The sequence below is a fragment of the Ruegeria sp. BB9 genome (assembly GCF_056539345.1).
Map to the genome: position 1 here is coordinate 1,306,031 of NZ_JBQFUU010000001.1, position 15,105 is coordinate 1,321,135.

Consider the following 15,105-nt stretch of genomic DNA (forward strand, 5'->3'; position numbering starts at 1 on the left):
CCGGCTGTCGCCTAGTTTTTTCTGGTCGTGAGGAACACCGCGAATACGATCAATCCCGCCCCAATCGCAGCCATTGGGGTGATCGGTGCCCCCAGAAAAATTGCCGAATTGACGAAGGTGAACACCACCGAGGCGGCGAACAAAAGGGTCGCGGTCAACGTCGATACACGCGCGGCGGCCTCGTACCAAAGGTAGTAGGCCAACGCAGTCGGGAAAACGCCCAGCAAAACCAAAAACACCAAATCGCTGCCGGATGGCATCCGCAGTGCAAAAACGGACAGCGGAAGCAGAATTACGGCCGAGCACAGGAACACACCAAACAGGAAATTCAGACGCTCGGCCGTCGATTTCGACGCGCGCATGGCCCGACTGCTGGCGATCAGGAACACCGCCCAGCTGACCCCGGCCCCAATTTCCATCATATCCCCCAGAACCGGGTCCCCGCCGCCTTCGAAATCGCGGAAAACCGTAAGAAAGACCCCCAAGATGGCCAGAAGGGTCGCCAGAACATCGGTTTTTCCAACAGGGGTGTCGGCGAAGAAATACAAGAAAACCAGAACAAAGAACGGCGCGGTATTTTCCAACACCATCGCGCTGCCTGCACCGGTGTTTTCAAGCCCGATATGAAACAGAATATAGTTGATGACGGTCGCCAAAACCGCAAGACGGAAGTTCCAATCCCGGAGCTGGACGGAAACCGGCGCATTCATCGCACGCAACATGCCGTAGATGGCCAAAGCAGCTATGAACAGCCTAGTTGTGGCAATTTGCATGCCACCCAGATCTCCGGTCAGGTAGCGCACGATGACGCTGTGCGTGCCCCAAAGAAATGCGGCCATGAACCCAAGAAACAAGCCATTCTGAAAAAGGGAACCGCCGTCTTTGCCGGGCCCCTTCACTTGAGCTGGCTGTCCTTGGAGCCGCGCCGATTGATACCGCCGCGGGCCTTGAAAGCACCATCACGCTCTTGCTGACAATCCAGACACAGCTTGACCCCGGGGATCGCCAGTCGGCGCTTTTCGGGGATCGGTTCGTCACACTCTGCACAATGGGTCAGGCTTTCACCGACCGGACGCTTTTTCGCCTGCATCCGTGCCAGCTCGTCTGAAATCGAAGCCTCGATCTGTTCACTTACAGCGCCGTCACGCGCCCAGCCTCCGGCCATGGCCCCCTCCTGTTCAGGTGCTCTCCAGTTTAGGCGCGGGGCGGCTGATCACGCAAGTCAGAGCGGTGTTGCGCCGTCGAACACCCAGTCGATCATCGCCTGCGTCCCGCGCGAGAATTCGAGCGAACACGGGTATTCATCCCCCGCGCGAATAGTCCGGCAAAACGCTTCGACCTGCAGCTTATAGTGATCGTCGGCTGGGAAGCGCGTCACAAGAACTTCCAAACCTGGGCGATGCAGTTCGACCCGAGCCTCACCAAAAACCCGCGCGTTGAACGGCGCGGTCAGGCGGATCAGGCCGCGTTCGCCGTGAAAGACCATTTCCTGATGCGGATGCATGCGGATCGAGACATAGGCCGAATAGGTAAAGCCCGGAAACTGCGCGCGGATTTCCGTGAACGCGTCGATGCCGTCCTCCCAGCGGATGGCCGACTGCACAGTGTCCGGTTCCTGCCCCGTCGCAAAACGGGCCGACCCGATGACGTAGACACCGATGTCGCGCAGCCCGCCGCCGCCGGTTTCGGCGCGGTTGCGGATATTGCCGGTGTCGGCGCGGTTGTCGAAGCTGAACGCGCCCGTGACATGCACCAGATCTCCGATGGCGCCGTCGGCGATCAGGTCGCGCACATGCTGCCATTGCGGGTGGTGCACGATCATATAGGCCTCGGCCGCCAGCCGCCCGGTCTGGTCACGCTTGTGGATCAGGGCGTCGAACTCCTCGGCGCGCATTGTCATCGGCTTTTCACATAGAACGTGCTTGCCAGCGTCCAGCGCCTTCAGGCTCCATTCCACATGCAGGTGGTTCGGAAGCGGAATGTAGACCGCCTCAACTTCGGGCGAAGCCAGCAACGCGTCATAGTCGTCAAAGACCTCCAGGTCCGGGCAGAAGTCCTGAAACGGCTCGGCCTTCGCCGGATCCGAAGTCGCCAAGGCAGACAAACGCGCGCCCGAAGCCGCATGGATCGCCGGACCCATGAATTGGCGTGCGAATTTCGCGGCCCCCAGAATGCCCCACTGAACCGGCTTGTGCATGGTTTCCTCCGTATTTGACCATGTTCGGCGCCAAAATGTTTGCGCCAACATCCGTTGCGCCCTCTGTACCAGCCAAGCGACGCCAAGTCAGGCTTTTCTGTTCGCGGGACACCCGTAATCTGCGCATGACAAACGGAAGGGACTAACGTGAAAAGATTTCTGAAATGGCTGGCAGGCCTAACGGCGGCTGTGATCGTCATCGGGGCCGTGATATTTTTCGTGGTAGTGCCGCCGTATGTCGAAAACGCGCGCAACAACGTGATCGACCACGACCCATATCCGGTGTCCGACACCGCCGCTGCTTTGCACGAAACCCTGATCGTGGGCGACCTGCATGCCGATCCGCTGTTGTGGAGCCGCGACCTGACCGAGCGGGGAACCCGCGGCCAGGTGGATATCCCCCGACTGATCGAAGGCAACGTGGCCCTGCAGGTGTTCACCGCCGTGACCAAATCACCGGCCGGGCAGAATTACGAGGCAAACTCGGCTGAGGCATTCGACAACATCACCCTTCTGGCCATTGGTCAGCTGTGGCCGCTGCGGACTTGGGACAGCCTTAAGGAACGCGCGATTTATCAGGCCGAGAAACTGCACCGGTTCGAGGCGGCCTCAAGCGGACATCTCAAGGTCATCAAGACACGCGCGGATCTGGACGCAGTGCTCGAGGCCCGCGCGCGCGGCGAAAAGGTCGTGGGCGGCATTCTGGGGATCGAAGGCGCCCATCCGCTGGAGGGCGATCTGGCCAATCTCGACCCGATATTCGATGCAGGCCACAGGGTGTTCGGGCTGCAGCATTTCTTCGACAACGAACTGGGCGGCTCGCTGCACGGCACCGGGAACACGGGCCTGACCGAATTCGGACGGCAGGTGGTGGCCGAACTGGCCAAACGCCCGGTGGTGATCGACCTGGCCCATTCCAGCCCGCAAGTGGCGCGCGACGTGCTGGACATGACCGACGAGCCGCTGATCGTCAGCCACGGCGGACTGCACGGGTTCTGCCCGGTCAAGCGCAACTATCCCGATGACCTGATGAAGGAAATCGCGGCGACCGGCGGTGTCATCGGCATGGGATACTGGGCAGACGTCACCTGCGGCGACATCGCCCCGTCGGGAATTGCCAAAATGATCAATGCAGCCATCGAGACGGTCGGGGAAGACCATGTCGCGCTGGGGTCCGACTATGACGGCTCGGTCGAGACCGCATTCGACACGTCGGAACTGGCGGCGCTGACCTCGGCCTTGCTGGACGAAGGCCTGACCGAAGCTCAGATCCGCAAGGTCATGGGCGAAAACATGGTACGGGTATTCCGCCAGCAACTGCAGTAGGACATGGCGCAAAAAACGGCCCGGGTTTCCCCGGGCCGCTTGTTCATCTGATTGCCGTGATCAGGCGCTGGCCAGCATGCCCTTTTCACGCGCCAACTCACGCATTTTTTTCTGCAGCTTTTCAAAGGCGCGCACCTCGATCTGACGGATGCGTTCGCGGCTGACATTGTACTGCGTACTCAGTTCCTCGAGCGTCACGGGCTGATCCATCAACCGGCGCTGGGTCAGGATGTCTTTTTCGCGGTCGTTCAGAACGTCCAGCGCCTCGGTCAGCAACTCGCGACGCACCTCAAGCTCTTCGCGGGCCTCATAGTCGCCGGCTTGGTCTGCATCTTCGTCTTCCAGCCAGTCCTGCCACTGCATGGTGCCTTCGCCGTCGGAACCGACCGTGGCGTTCAGCGACGCATCCCCGCCCGACATGCGGCGGTTCATGCTGATGACCTCTTCTTCGGTCACGCCCAGATCGTTGGCGATCTGCTTGACATTGTCCGGGTGCAGGTCGCCCTCCTCCAACGCGCCAATCCGGGCCTTCGCCTTGCGCAGGTTGAAGAACAGCTTTTTCTGCGCCGAGGTGGTGCCCAGTTTCACCAGTGACCAGGATCGCAGGATGTACTCCTGGATCGAGGCGCGGATCCACCACATCGCATAGGTCGCCAGACGGAAGCCTTTTTCCGGATCGAACCGCTTGACGGCTTGCATCAGGCCCACATTGGCCTCGGAAATCACCTCGGCCTGCGGCAAACCATAGCCGCGATAGCCCATGGCGATCTTGGCGGCCAGTCGCAGATGCGATGTCACCATCTTGTGCGCCGCTTCGGTGTCCTGCTCTTCGACCCAACGTTTGGCCAGCATGTACTCCTCTTCCGGCTCCAGCAGGGGAAATTTGCGGATTTCCTGCAGATACCGGTTCAGCCCACCTTCTGGCGTAGGCACGGGGAGATTTTTGTAATTTGCCATGTATCACGTCCCTTGGACAAATGTTTACGCCCTTAACATGGATATGGGGCCACGTTCAGGACCATTCAAGAGCAGGTATTAACAGTCTGGGATTAAGGAACGATAAAGGAAAGCTAAGAAAGTCTTAGTCACGAGACTTTGCAGGTTGTTTCAGAACCGAGATGAGTGCCTCGATATCTTGCGGCAATGCTGCTTCAAAACGCATTTCCTCGCCGGAGACGGGATGTACAAAGCCCAGGACAGCCGCGTGCAGGGCTTGGCGCGGAAACGCACGCACCGCCTCCGCAGCGTCTGCATCAAACGACCGGGCCGACAGTTTACGCTTGCCGCCATAGACCGGGTCGCCCACCAAGCCGTGGCCCGCATGTGCCATGTGCACCCGAATCTGGTGGGTGCGTCCGGTTTCCAGCCAGCACTCGATCAATGATACCGCGCCGGGTTGTCCGAACACGTCAACGACGCGCGCACGCGTCACGGCATGACGCCCGCCATGAAAAAGCACCGCCTGTTTCTGCCGATCATGTTTGTGCCGGGCCAGTTGCGTTGTGATGCGCATCACGTTGCCGGGCTCAAAACTCACGCCTTTGACACCGCGCAGCCGCGGGTCATTGGCATCCGGAACGCCATAGCAGACCGCGCGATAGTAGCGCTCGACGCTGTGCGCCTCGAACTGGGCCGCCAGCCCCTGGTGGGCGGCGTCCGATTTGGCAACCACCAGCAACCCGCTGGTATCTTTGTCGATCCGGTGCACGATGCCCGGCCGCTTGACCCCGCCTACCCCCGACAATTCCTCGCCACAGTGGTGCAGCAGGGCGTTCACCAAAGTGCCGTTGGGCGATCCCGGTGCCGGGTGGACGACCATGCCCGCAGGCTTGTTGATCACGATCAGGTCAGCGTCTTCATGCACGATGTCCAGCGGAACGTCCTCGGCCCCGATGTGACTCTCGTCCGCTTCGGAGACGGTTATGGACACAACGGCGCCTTCCGGCACTTTGGCTTTGGCGTCGAGCACGACCTTGCCGTCGACCAGAACCGCGCCCTCTTCGATCAGCCGGGCCAGCCGGGTACGCGACAGGTTTTCATCTGCTGGAACATCCCGCGAAAGCGCCTTATCAAGGCGGGGCGGCGGAGCGTCCGTGATAACGAAGTCTATTTGCCGGGTGCCCATGACTGTCCCTTCAGATCCCCAAGAACCGCAGGAAACGCCTCAACTGCGCCTTCTGCGCCGCATGGTCATGCTGCTGACCGCGGTGATGATTGGCGGGGTTCTAGTGACATTCGCTTTGATTGTCATCCGTCTATCCGACCGGACCCCCACCCTGCCCGATCAGATCGAACTGCCGGACGGTGCAAAGGCCCAAGCCGTGACCATCGGAAACAACTGGTTCGCCGTGGTGACCGATGACAACCGCATCCTGATTTTTGACAAGACCACGGGGAAGCAACGACAGCAGATCTCGCTTGATTAGGCCTGTGGCGCCGCCAGCCTATTCACCCAAGGCCATTCTGAACACGATTTCAGCAGCCTGCTTGAACGCAACGATCTCGTCCGGTGCCTCACGACGAAACCTGACTTCGTCCGGGCTCAGCCAGACCGGCTGGAACAGAGTGTCCCGGTCGGGAAAGAATTCAGCACGAAACCCTTCGTCGGCTTCGGTCAAATAGGTATCAAGCCATGCCCGTTCCTCGGGTTCCAAAACGTCGTGGCGCCGGAACATGATGGGTTCTTTGGGCACCTGACGACGCAGTTGGCGGCTACGCTTGCGCCCGATGGCTCGCGTGACAACGCCAAAGGCTTCACTTGCAGCGCGGGACAGTGTTGGATTGGCAGGCTCACTGGCAACCTCACCTCCGGGTCGCGACACGCCCAGTTTGTTCAGGAAGTCATCGACGATATTGCCATTCAGCATTTCGTCGCGATCATAGAGTGCCGGCACAACCGTGACACCCGGGAACGCGTTGCGGATTCGGTTAACCGCGCCGGAAAAAGAAACCGAGTGAGGCTCGGCCTCGATTTTCGCCAACCGGTCCCGAATCAAGGCTGAACCGTCGGCTGGCAAACGGCCATTTTTGGCCCGCTGCTTGTAATCCGCCTCGAAGAAATCGGAGTAGCGGCGACAATAGAATACCACACGCATTTCGCGTGCGGGTATCTCGGTAAAGAGCTGCGCAAGCCGTTCCAAATCGGCCGAATAGAACATTTCCGACGACATCAGGCAGGCCTTGCTGCCATGTGCCTCGTACTCGCGCGCAACGGCCTCACGGTACTTGTCCATCGGCTCTGCGGACTGGTTCATGTGGAACGCCAACAGATTGTGGCTGACCTTGGGGCGATCGTCACCTTCCGGTCTGCGACGTCCGGCCTCCATGTATCTGAGCCCGGCATCCGACAAGGCCGACGCATTGTTGCGCAGATAGGACTGCAAGGCCGTCGTCCCGGTCTTCGGCATCCCCAAATGCAACCACAGCATCAGGTCGCGCCTCTTGTCATGGTATCGGCCTGCGTGGTCATCTGATGCATCAACTCCTGCATCTCGGACGTGCCCAGCAGTTCCGATATCTGTTTGCGGTGCAGTTCGCAGGATTGGTGGTGCAAGCGAGCCGTTTCAGGATCCGACATCAGGTCGTCGAAACAGTCCCGCTTGCGCGCGGCAATCGCATCGATCGAAGTCTCGACCACCGCATTCTGGTTCATGATGTTCCAGTATTCCAAGCCGAGGCTGTCGCCCGTGTGATGAGCCCTTCCCCGCACTTTTTTGACCAAGTAGCTTTCGCAGGACTTCAGAGCATAATGGTTGAGTTGCACAAGGTCATATCCGACCGAGTCCCGCGCCGACCGCCAACTGCTTGTAAAATACCGCTCGGGCATTGGTTGGCCTGAACCATTGTACCAATGGCAGTCTTCCATGCGATCGACCGTCGGACGTTTGGGGCGATGAACACCGATCACATCCCACAAGCGCCGCTGGAACATCGTCTTCAGCCCCCATGCCTGCGCCGGTCTGGGTTTGCGTTCGGGGGCAGCATGGCGGAATTGCTCGGACAGGAACCTGTCTTCGTACTGAACCACTCCGGCATTGCCGAACAACCGCCAGGTCATTGAAATCATCTTGGCATCAGGCACAGCATCAACCAATGACTTCAGTGTGTTGTCGCCCGTCTTCACATTGATTTGCTCGTCGGCGTCGATCACGATCACCCAGTCTTCAGGACCCGCGATCTCCATTTGCAAAAAGCGTTTGTACGCGCGTTTCTGAGGGCTTGTTGCGCGACGGGAATTGTTGTCCACATGGATCAGAACCCCACGCTCTTCTAGCCGCTCGAGCAACTCATCCGTCCCGTCCGTGCAGTCATTCGTCATCACGACCATCTGGTCGATGCCAATAGCCTGATTGTGCGCGACCCATTCCAGAACGAAAGGGCCTTCGTTCTTCATCGGGGTAACGCTGACAAAGCGGGGGGGCTGATCGACCATTTTTGCCTCAGTTTTTGGTGCCATGCAGGCCGGACGCGGGCACGCAAGACCAGTGTTTGCCCGGCAGACTAATTCCATTGCAGGCGGTGACCAAGCCGAAACCTTGGGTGTGTTTGCACACAGATGACCCTGAATGGTGCTGGATATCGCGAAAGGCCCGCATGTTACCCTTCTGCCCTTTTGAGTTGATTGGAAAACCGTTTGTAGGTTGGGCACAACGCCTTGGCCCGTTGCAGAAACACTTGCGCCCGCTGTTTTTCACCACGCTTCAGGCAAATCTGACCCGCGGCCCCTTGAATGGCAGCGGTGATGTCGTCCAGCTCGGCCGCGTGCAGGATCTGCGCCTCGGCCTGCTCTTCAGCGCCGATGCGCACCAAGAGTTGCCCCATCGCGAAAACCAAAAACGCGCTGTCAGGGTCACAAGCCAGCGCCTCGGCCATAGTCAATCGCGCCTGTCGTCGGTCACCGGCATCCGCATAGAGCTCGGCAAGACGTTTGTGGTACAGGGGGTTGTCAGGGCACCGAAGAACCACGTCCCGGGCGGCATCAATTGCCGCCTCGACGGCAACCTCGCCCATGCGCCATTGCAGCAACGATGACAGGCTTTCTACAGCGGGGTCTTGTTCCGGCACGTCGTCGATCGCAGTCAGCCCGGCCCACAAAGCTTGCAGGCGCGGACTGCTGTCCTGCAGCCGCTTGGCGCGCTGGTCCAAGGAAAGATCGGACCAATCAAGCAGGATCATGTCGAAATTGCAGGGCGCCCTCACGATCACCTTGTGCTGGACAAGGTACAGGTTGTTGAACGGAGGAAACCGACGTTGGCGCAGCCTGCGCTGCAGGGACCAATCCACCGGCGGAAACAGTCGAACGGGCAGTTGGTCGCGGTACAGCATGCGCGAACCCAAAACCACAACATCGGGTCGCAACGGCTTGGCCCAAAACGCTTTTGCGAAATGACGCCCGGCAGCCCAGCGTTTCTTTCTGGCGCCAAGGATGGCCCCCCGCAATGCAGTCAGAACCGCGTGATCTTCGGGCCAAAGATGCGGGTTTTCCAACCCGTCCCGGGCCAACTGCTCGCTTTCCTTCCACTTGCCCAGGTAGAACGCATTCAACGCCTGCAACAGGGGCAGAAAAGCGTTGTCCGCCCCGGCATCGAGGATGGGCTGACCCAGATCATAAGCCTCTTGGCACCGATCCTGAGCGCACAGGTATTGCGCGGCCTTGGCATAGACATGGGCGGCCTCTGACGGGTTCAGAAAAGTCTCGGGCCCTTGCGCCACACGTCGGATGACGTTTTCGTTTGCCTCGTCCAGTTCAGCCTCGGTCAGGACATCGCGGAATACCAGTCTTTGCTGCCCAGATATCCGTGCGGCCGCCATGGAAAAAGCCGAGATGAACGGAGCGATCACCTGCTCGGCCCGGGACATCGCGTAAAGCTCGAGAAAGTCGCGCTGTGCTCGGGTCATTCCCGACAGGTTCGCAATGTCGGACATCTGCATCAGGTTCGGATAACGCTTTTGAAACCGCGCAATCAGTTCGGGCTGGTCCGAGAACATGATCGCGGGCCGGTCCAGCCTCTTGGAAAGATGCATATCGTAGAGTTCTTCCGGCTCGACCTTTGCCGGCCAAGTGGTGTGCTTCCAGGGCAGCGCGTTCAGGATGTCACCGCGCCGGATATGGTAGGCAGAAACGCCCTGCCCCGAGAGCCTGGCATCGGCAAGCCCCATGATGTGCCGGATATGCAGAGTGAACCCGATACGGTGAATGAACTCGCGGTAGCGCGGGCGGATCGCCTCAATATCCTCCCAAGGAAAGGCAAGAACCTCAAACCCCTCTTCGACCAAGACCGAACGGCCGGCGGCCAGATGCGCCATCAGCCGATCGGGCGTCGCGTCGCCCAAAAAGCTCCAGACCGGCAGCGCATCCTTCGCCAGCCGATCGTGGGTTTTCTGATCCAGAAAGTGAGACTTGATCCATTCGGGATCGAACAGCTCTTCCGGGTTGTCCAGTTCGGGGGCATCTGCCCCGGGTGGAAACCAGTTGACCCGATAATCCGCGTCGAAATCCTCGGCCAGGCGTATGCAGGTCAGCATCATCAGCAGTCGGGCACCCATGCGGTCCTTGCGCTGGCCGATGAACACGCCCCGTTTGGGCGTCATGACGCGTCCCCTGCCGCCATAGCCCGGCGCATGGCCCGGAACCGCTGGCGGGCGGCCATTACCAGCTTTGGGTGACGTTCTTCGCCCACAGCTTCAATACCGCGCATGTAGATTGGCAATCTTCGGCGCGCACGCATCATCTTGTAGTACTCGGATGGCTCCAGGGTCCCGCGCATCGCCTGCTGCATCACCGGCTTCAAAAGATTGAGTTTCCGCAGCATTGGTGCGGCGAAGTGGTTGGCGAACCAGGTTTTGAGAAGAACGACATTGCCGCCCTGCAGCCGTGTGACCTGTTGCCTGTCCAAGTCAAAAAACGGGTCGTAAAACACATAGGCCCGGGCGGCGGCCTGAACGGTTTCGACAGCGTCACTCAGCGGCAGATCCCAGTCCTGGACACGACCGAACCGATAGCGAGTTTCCCAAGGGACCCGCCGCTCGTCCAATGTGGTCTGAGGATTGAAAGCAATGACGATCGCACCCGGCACCAGCGCTGAGAACGTCAACGCAGCAAACCCTCCCATGGACGCTCCGGCAAACACGACCTGATCGAACTGGTCAAAAAACCTTTCGCGCGCCTTGTCCTCGAAATAACCGATGATTTCGGGGTCGCGATACCATGCCTTTGTGCGGGCGATCACGCCCAGATGGGACCATCCCTCGTCCCGGAAAAACTTCCAGCCCCACGGCTCGCGGGCAAAGGACAGGTCATTGGCATTTGCAATATTGTCAAAACTGATGACCAGCCGCGCCGAGTCACGCTGGTGGAAGAGAACCGAGTGACGGTCGAGCTTTTGCAGAAACCCCGTCCCGTCCCCGCCGGGGTAAATCTCGACAAACCAAGGCGGAGGCGGATCGGTCAGAATGCGTTCATAGCCGGTCTTCCGATCCGGGTGGTCAGGTTGCAGCTGCGCTTTGGTCAGGTCGTCCGCCATGGCCGTCACACCAGATTGTCGGCCAGCCAAGACCGGAACTCCACCCAATCAGGGCGCATCTTGATCTCGGCGATTTTGGCGCGGTGCCAGTCGCAGGCCCGTTCGTGCAATTCGCGCAGCTCGGGATCCGATTTGAGTTCGTCAAGCAACGGTGCTGCACGCTGAGCGATCGGCTGGATCGAGGTGTCCTTAACCTTGTTTGCATTCATGTCCGACCAGTAGGATTGCCCCTGATCCACCTTTACGTGGTTGGTCCGCCCCCGGTCCCGCTTGATAAGAAAGCCATCCAGAGATCGAACGGAATAATGATGGAGCCGTCCGAAGGAATGGTCAAAATTCCTCCACGCGCGCCAACCGACATTCTGGGCCGGAAACAGATTTCCGCCGGCGTCCGACCATGCGACCTCGGCCTCTTTGCCCTGTTCAATGCCCTTGGGTCTATGCGGACCGAACCGAGTGAACTTGCCATTGTTCCGAAACAGCGTTTTCAGACCATATGCGCGACCCGAATGATAGGGAAACTCCTGATCGGCCATGCAAAAAGACCGTGTCACGGGCGTGTCGTCAAAACTGATATTGCCCGACGTCCCAAACAACCGCCATGCGAACGAAATGGCGTCCACCGATTGTCCTGCCTTCTGTTCGACGGCATCAATCAACGCCGCGAAGCTGTTGTCGCCGCATCGGATGTTCCAAAACTCATCGACATCAAGGCACATCAGCCAATCGGCTTCTTTGACCTTGGGATGCCGCCGTGCCCGCCGGAGCATCTGGTGCTGGGGGTTTCCACCCTCAGGCACAGCATTTGGGACGTGGGATGCCAAACCCATCTGCTCAAGGCGTTGTGCAATTCTGTCGGTACCGTCCTCACAGTCGTTGGTGAAGATCACAAAGTGATCGACGCCCAAAGTCCGATGAAATGCGACCCACTCCAGCATGTAGGGGCCTTCGTTCTTCATCGTCGTGAATACGGTAATGGTCTGAGACATTTACGCCTGTTCCCGAACTGCCTTTGACCTTCTTCTTACACAAAGCGCACCAATGCTGCGAGGGTCGAATTCCGTGCGAGGGAATGTCTGCTCCAACTGGTGCACCGCTACACGCGCACCCGACGTTCAGACGCAAGTGCACATAGCACCACTGAAGCAGGCGACAGGTTCCATCCGGGGTCCATTGCCCTCTCGCACAATCCCAAACCTACGGCTTCCGGCGTAAAGGGGAACAGTAAAAACCAATTTAATTCCGCCGGTTGCACCGAAAATATCGTGCGGCCGGCCTCTGTAATCCTCACCGGACTGACGGAAAAAAAGCGCACAGTCACAGGCGGAGGACGAGCAGTCTTGTCGAGGGGAGATGGTACCGCCTCCCTGGCTTGAACAGGGGACCTCTGGATCCACAATCCAGCGCTCTAACCAACTGAGCTAAGGCGGCACTCGTGAGGGGCGATTTAACGAACGCGTTCGGGGATTGCAAGAGCCTTAAAGTCGAATTGACCAGCTTTGTTCGATGAGATCGACGCCGAAGGAATGAACCGATTTGCTGTCGGTCAGGCGCCATCCATGGGCCCGGTACAGCTTGCAGGCAGCCCTGTGGCTTTCGTGGGTCCACAAGACCATCGACGTGTACCCTGCGGATCGTGCAAAACCCATGCATGTCATCAAAAGCCGCGCCCCAAGCCCCTTGCCCCGCGCGTCGGGTTCCAGCAGAAAAAGGCGCAGTTTGGCGGTGGTTTCATCCAGCGCGACACAGAAAATACTACCAAGGCGCCTTCCGTCACTTTCAACGATCCATCCCCTCTCGCGTTGGGGATCATGCCTGGCGACAAATTCGTCCAGAATACGGGCCACCAGCGGGGCGAAACTCTCGTCAAACCCTTCATCCCGCGCGTAAAGCGTTCCGTGGCGCTCGACCAGCCAATCGCGGTCATCGTCGCGAAACGGCCGGATCACAGCATAGTCCCCTTGCGACATCGGCCACACACTCCGCTTGATTCCCATTGCGTTGCAGGCTAGCAGAAACGCTCAGTCCCCGGAGGCGAGAATGGGCATCAATACCGAACGTGACATCGAAGCGAACCTTCAGATCGGTCCGACCGACCATGGAATGGTGCGCCTGTTCATCGAGGCGGGCGAGCTTGAAATCCCCATGGATTTCGACCCGGAAGAAGCCGAGGAAATCGCCGACGAGATCCGCGCCGCAGCACAAGCCGCACGCGCCGTCAAAGGCTGAAGTCAAAGCCGAGGGTCACGCAGGCCATGCAACCGCCGCGCGGCGTCCATGGCAAATTTCTGGATCATCTTTTTGCGTCTTGCCCCGGCCAACTTGGCCTCGGGGGACATGCGTACGATCTCGGCGTCATAAGCATCCGCAATGATAAGTCCGGTTTCAGCGGGCAGCAGCTCGGTGGGAAAGTCCGTGTCCACCGCCCAGAAGAAGCGGTCGCACCAATCCAGATAACCCTGCCACTTCGAATCGGACATGTAGTCCGTCCGGCTGGACTTGCACTCGATCACCCATAGCTCGCCCTTTGGCCCCAACCCCATGACGTCAACGCGCAACCCGCGGGTCGGGACGAATTCCTCAATCGAAACAAAGCCGTGCGTCACAAGGTGTCGAGAGACACCCCTGGCCAGTCTTTGTCCGGGCTGAAGTTCAACTGTCATACGCAGAGTGTGAACAATTAGTGAACAAATTGTCAAGTTGGCAGGTGTTGATCATCATCCCGGATTTGATCCGGCCCGCATGCCCAAGATTTGCCCCCACAATCAACTTCCGCACGACCCAGACCAAAAACTGTTGTGCAAGCCCCTTGTGCAACTCAGTGTTGCGCCCTACTTACGTCCTTGGCGGGTTCTGCCCTTCTCGTGACTGGTAGCATTCCGGTGGCCTTAAGCAATTCCGAGGGAGCTGGCTCTGTTCGGGTCCTGGCCCGTTTACCTGGCGCCCACCTGTACATACAGGTCCTCGGGAATCAAAACCGCACGGTTGCCTGGTGGTCCCGCCGCTTTCCGATCAGGGGATTTCTTGCGGATCGACCCGTGCGAAGGTTTCGTCATCCAGAGCAAAATCATAAAGCCTGCGCCCGTTCCATTGCGGCATATAGCCGTCAAACATCCTATTTTTTTGCTCCGGCAGGCTTGGCACGGTCAAATCTGCCGCTGGCAGGTTCAATCCAAACGTCAACATCTGGACGTCCGTGTAACGTGCAGATGCCTGCTTGACCGCATGATGCAGCAGCACGTGTTCGACATGCCCGTATTCGCCAACTCGGTTGTGAGTGATGACGGTTGTCGGCGCGAACTGCTTCATCAACGCATAGGCAGATCCAGATAACAGTCCAAACAACGGATGGCGGCGCAATGGCCGGACGATTTCGGGTTCTGGCAAGCCATCGCCGGTTGGCATGCGAATAAAACGGCGCAGCCTCGGGTAATCACTTTCGACCGCAAAAGGCAGTTGCACCCGGGTGGCACCAATCATTTCGCACACCTTTTGCATCGCTGCCTCGCGCGTGTCGGTGTCTCTACGGTTGGATGCAGGCCGGAAGAAGCTTGCGACGACAACTTCGGCACGCCCCTTGAGGTGCGCCAGAAGTGAGCCGGCAAACAGCGTTTCATCATCCTGATGGCACACGCACACAAGAATGCGCTGATGGGCAAGCCCGTCCAGGCTGAGTGCGTTGCGCACAACGCCCGGGCCGGTCTCCAAAAGGCCGAAATTCGCGCTGTGCAGGGTTTCCTGCCCAATCAGGTTGACCGGCCGCGCGCGCCCTTGCTGGACCAAACGGGCCGAGCTTGCCTGCACATGGCCGTTTCGGTTGTCTCCCTGAATCAAGTAGCATCTGTCAGCCAGGCCAGACCAGACCGCATCCAGCTCGGCGACCCTGCTGTTCTTCTGCGCATCCAAGTGCAACAGGTTGATCGGGCCGAACGGCCGATCCTGAACCGCCTGCTCAAGCCCTTCGGTCGCCGGCCTGAGGTAGAACTTCACGCGATCAGGGAAGCGGTTTTCGAACCATCGGAATGCAATCGGCACATAGATGTCGACCGGCGGCCACGA

At 59.1% G+C, this 15,105-nt stretch carries 16 protein-coding genes and 1 tRNA gene; 3 read left to right on the plus strand and 14 right to left on the minus strand.

The genetic code is table 11. The annotated features are described in order from the left end of the window. Nucleotides 1-11: 11 nt before the first annotated feature. Genes ACR0FC_RS06540 through ACR0FC_RS06550 form a run of 3 tightly spaced genes read right to left on the minus strand, consistent with a single transcriptional unit; the run spans nt 12 to nt 2,197 of the window. Nucleotides 12-899: a DMT family transporter gene (locus ACR0FC_RS06540; protein ID WP_367646639.1), complete on the minus strand. Its 888-nt coding sequence runs from the start codon at nt 897-899 to the stop codon at nt 12-14. Next, on the minus strand, nt 896-1,165 hold the full coding sequence (locus ACR0FC_RS06545; protein WP_170339110.1) for a DksA/TraR family C4-type zinc finger protein: 270 nt from the start codon (nt 1,163-1,165) through the stop codon (nt 896-898). The genes ACR0FC_RS06540 and ACR0FC_RS06545 overlap by 4 nt, the downstream gene beginning before the upstream one ends. Nucleotides 1,166-1,222: 57 nt before the next feature. Further along, nucleotides 1,223-2,197: a Gfo/Idh/MocA family protein gene (locus ACR0FC_RS06550; protein ID WP_170339112.1), complete on the minus strand. Its 975-nt coding sequence runs from the start codon at nt 2,195-2,197 to the stop codon at nt 1,223-1,225. 147 nt (nt 2,198-2,344) lie between these two features. Between ACR0FC_RS06550 and ACR0FC_RS06555 the strand changes: the two genes are divergently transcribed. After that, the gene (locus ACR0FC_RS06555) at nt 2,345-3,523 is read left to right on the plus strand and encodes a dipeptidase (protein WP_170339114.1); all 1,179 of its coding nucleotides are present in this window, start codon (nt 2,345-2,347) and stop codon (nt 3,521-3,523) included. Between the two features lie 60 nt (nt 3,524-3,583). Here ACR0FC_RS06555 and rpoH read toward each other — a convergent pair whose 3' ends face one another. Together rpoH and ACR0FC_RS06565 are read right to left on the minus strand one after the other, a co-directional pair. Then, a complete protein-coding gene (rpoH, locus tag ACR0FC_RS06560; RefSeq protein ID WP_170339116.1) occupies nt 3,584-4,480 on the minus strand; it encodes an RNA polymerase sigma factor RpoH in 897 nt (298 codons plus the stop codon). A 124-nt stretch (nt 4,481-4,604) separates the two neighbouring features. After that, entirely contained in the window at nt 4,605-5,648 is a 1,044-nt protein-coding gene (locus tag ACR0FC_RS06565) for an RluA family pseudouridine synthase (RefSeq protein WP_170339118.1), read from the minus strand. Here ACR0FC_RS06565 and ACR0FC_RS06570 point away from each other — a divergent pair. Further along, nucleotides 5,647-5,949, plus strand: a complete 303-nt coding sequence (locus ACR0FC_RS06570) for a DUF6476 family protein (RefSeq protein ID WP_093961773.1) — start codon at nt 5,647-5,649, stop codon at nt 5,947-5,949. The two genes, ACR0FC_RS06565 and ACR0FC_RS06570, sit on opposite strands and share 2 nt — an antisense overlap. 18 nt (nt 5,950-5,967) lie before the next feature. Here the strand turns inward: ACR0FC_RS06570 and ACR0FC_RS06575 are convergent, their stop codons facing one another. The 7 genes from ACR0FC_RS06575 to ACR0FC_RS06605 all read right to left on the minus strand — a co-directional run bounded on the left by ACR0FC_RS06575 (nt 5,968) and on the right by ACR0FC_RS06605 (nt 13,016). Then, nucleotides 5,968-6,951, minus strand: coding sequence for a hypothetical protein (locus tag ACR0FC_RS06575; protein ID WP_170339120.1), 984 nt, complete (start codon nt 6,949-6,951; stop codon nt 5,968-5,970). Then, a complete protein-coding gene (locus tag ACR0FC_RS06580) occupies nt 6,951-7,955 on the minus strand; it encodes a glycosyltransferase family 2 protein (protein ID WP_170339122.1) in 1,005 nt (334 codons plus the stop codon). The genes ACR0FC_RS06575 and ACR0FC_RS06580 overlap by 1 nt, the downstream gene beginning before the upstream one ends. Before the next feature lie 164 nt (nt 7,956-8,119). Next, on the minus strand, nt 8,120-10,114 hold the full coding sequence (locus ACR0FC_RS06585) for a hypothetical protein (protein WP_170339123.1): 1,995 nt from the start codon (nt 10,112-10,114) through the stop codon (nt 8,120-8,122). Then, the gene (locus ACR0FC_RS06590) at nt 10,111-11,046 is read right to left on the minus strand and encodes a hypothetical protein (protein ID WP_170339125.1); all 936 of its coding nucleotides are present in this window, start codon (nt 11,044-11,046) and stop codon (nt 10,111-10,113) included. The genes ACR0FC_RS06585 and ACR0FC_RS06590 overlap by 4 nt, the downstream gene beginning before the upstream one ends. Nucleotides 11,047-11,051: 5 nt before the next feature. After that, a complete protein-coding gene (locus tag ACR0FC_RS06595; RefSeq protein WP_170339127.1) occupies nt 11,052-12,035 on the minus strand; it encodes a glycosyltransferase family 2 protein in 984 nt (327 codons plus the stop codon). 365 nt (nt 12,036-12,400) lie between these two features. Beyond that, nucleotides 12,401-12,477, minus strand: a tRNA-His gene (locus ACR0FC_RS06600). 47 nt (nt 12,478-12,524) lie between these two features. Then, on the minus strand, nt 12,525-13,016 hold the full coding sequence (locus ACR0FC_RS06605) for a GNAT family N-acetyltransferase (RefSeq protein WP_170339129.1): 492 nt from the start codon (nt 13,014-13,016) through the stop codon (nt 12,525-12,527). A 70-nt stretch (nt 13,017-13,086) separates the two neighbouring features. Between ACR0FC_RS06605 and ACR0FC_RS06610 the strand changes: the two genes are divergently transcribed. Further along, a complete protein-coding gene (locus tag ACR0FC_RS06610) occupies nt 13,087-13,275 on the plus strand; it encodes a DUF6324 family protein (RefSeq protein ID WP_093961768.1) in 189 nt (62 codons plus the stop codon). Between the two features lie 2 nt (nt 13,276-13,277). Here ACR0FC_RS06610 and ACR0FC_RS06615 read toward each other — a convergent pair whose 3' ends face one another. Then, nucleotides 13,278-13,709 carry an MmcB family DNA repair protein gene (locus ACR0FC_RS06615; protein WP_170339131.1) on the minus strand — a complete coding sequence of 144 codons (432 nt, stop codon included), beginning with the start codon at nt 13,707-13,709 and terminating at the stop codon, nt 13,278-13,280. A 349-nt stretch (nt 13,710-14,058) separates the two neighbouring features. Continuing rightward, on the minus strand, nt 14,059-15,036 hold the full coding sequence (locus ACR0FC_RS06620; RefSeq protein WP_170339133.1) for a PIG-L deacetylase family protein: 978 nt from the start codon (nt 15,034-15,036) through the stop codon (nt 14,059-14,061). Between the last annotated feature and the right edge of the window lie 69 nt (nt 15,037-15,105).

What these genes read in the sequence shown, in the direction of transcription:
- ACR0FC_RS06590 (WP_170339125.1), bottom strand. Translation starts at nt 11,046, where the DNA reads ATGGCGGACGACCTGACCAAAGCGCAGCTGCAACCTGACCACCCGGAT.
- ACR0FC_RS06565 (WP_170339118.1), bottom strand. Translation starts at nt 5,648, where the DNA reads ATGGGCACCCGGCAAATAGACTTCGTTATCACGGACGCTCCGCCGCCC.
- ACR0FC_RS06580 (WP_170339122.1), bottom strand. Translation starts at nt 7,955, where the DNA reads ATGGTCGATCAGCCCCCCCGCTTTGTCAGCGTTACCCCGATGAAGAAC.
- ACR0FC_RS06610 (WP_093961768.1), top strand. Translation starts at nt 13,087, where the DNA reads ATGGGCATCAATACCGAACGTGACATCGAAGCGAACCTTCAGATCGGT.
- ACR0FC_RS06605 (WP_170339129.1), bottom strand. Translation starts at nt 13,016, where the DNA reads ATGTCGCAAGGGGACTATGCTGTGATCCGGCCGTTTCGCGACGATGAC.
- ACR0FC_RS06575 (WP_170339120.1), bottom strand. Translation starts at nt 6,951, where the DNA reads ATGCTGTGGTTGCATTTGGGGATGCCGAAGACCGGGACGACGGCCTTG.
- rpoH (WP_170339116.1), bottom strand. Translation starts at nt 4,480, where the DNA reads ATGGCAAATTACAAAAATCTCCCCGTGCCTACGCCAGAAGGTGGGCTG.
- ACR0FC_RS06585 (WP_170339123.1), bottom strand. Translation starts at nt 10,114, where the DNA reads ATGACGCCCAAACGGGGCGTGTTCATCGGCCAGCGCAAGGACCGCATG.
- ACR0FC_RS06595 (WP_170339127.1), bottom strand. Translation starts at nt 12,035, where the DNA reads ATGTCTCAGACCATTACCGTATTCACGACGATGAAGAACGAAGGCCCC.
- ACR0FC_RS06615 (WP_170339131.1), bottom strand. Translation starts at nt 13,709, where the DNA reads ATGACAGTTGAACTTCAGCCCGGACAAAGACTGGCCAGGGGTGTCTCT.
- ACR0FC_RS06570 (WP_093961773.1), top strand. Translation starts at nt 5,647, where the DNA reads ATGACTGTCCCTTCAGATCCCCAAGAACCGCAGGAAACGCCTCAACTG.
- ACR0FC_RS06545 (WP_170339110.1), bottom strand. Translation starts at nt 1,165, where the DNA reads ATGGCCGGAGGCTGGGCGCGTGACGGCGCTGTAAGTGAACAGATCGAG.
- ACR0FC_RS06550 (WP_170339112.1), bottom strand. Translation starts at nt 2,197, where the DNA reads ATGCACAAGCCGGTTCAGTGGGGCATTCTGGGGGCCGCGAAATTCGCA.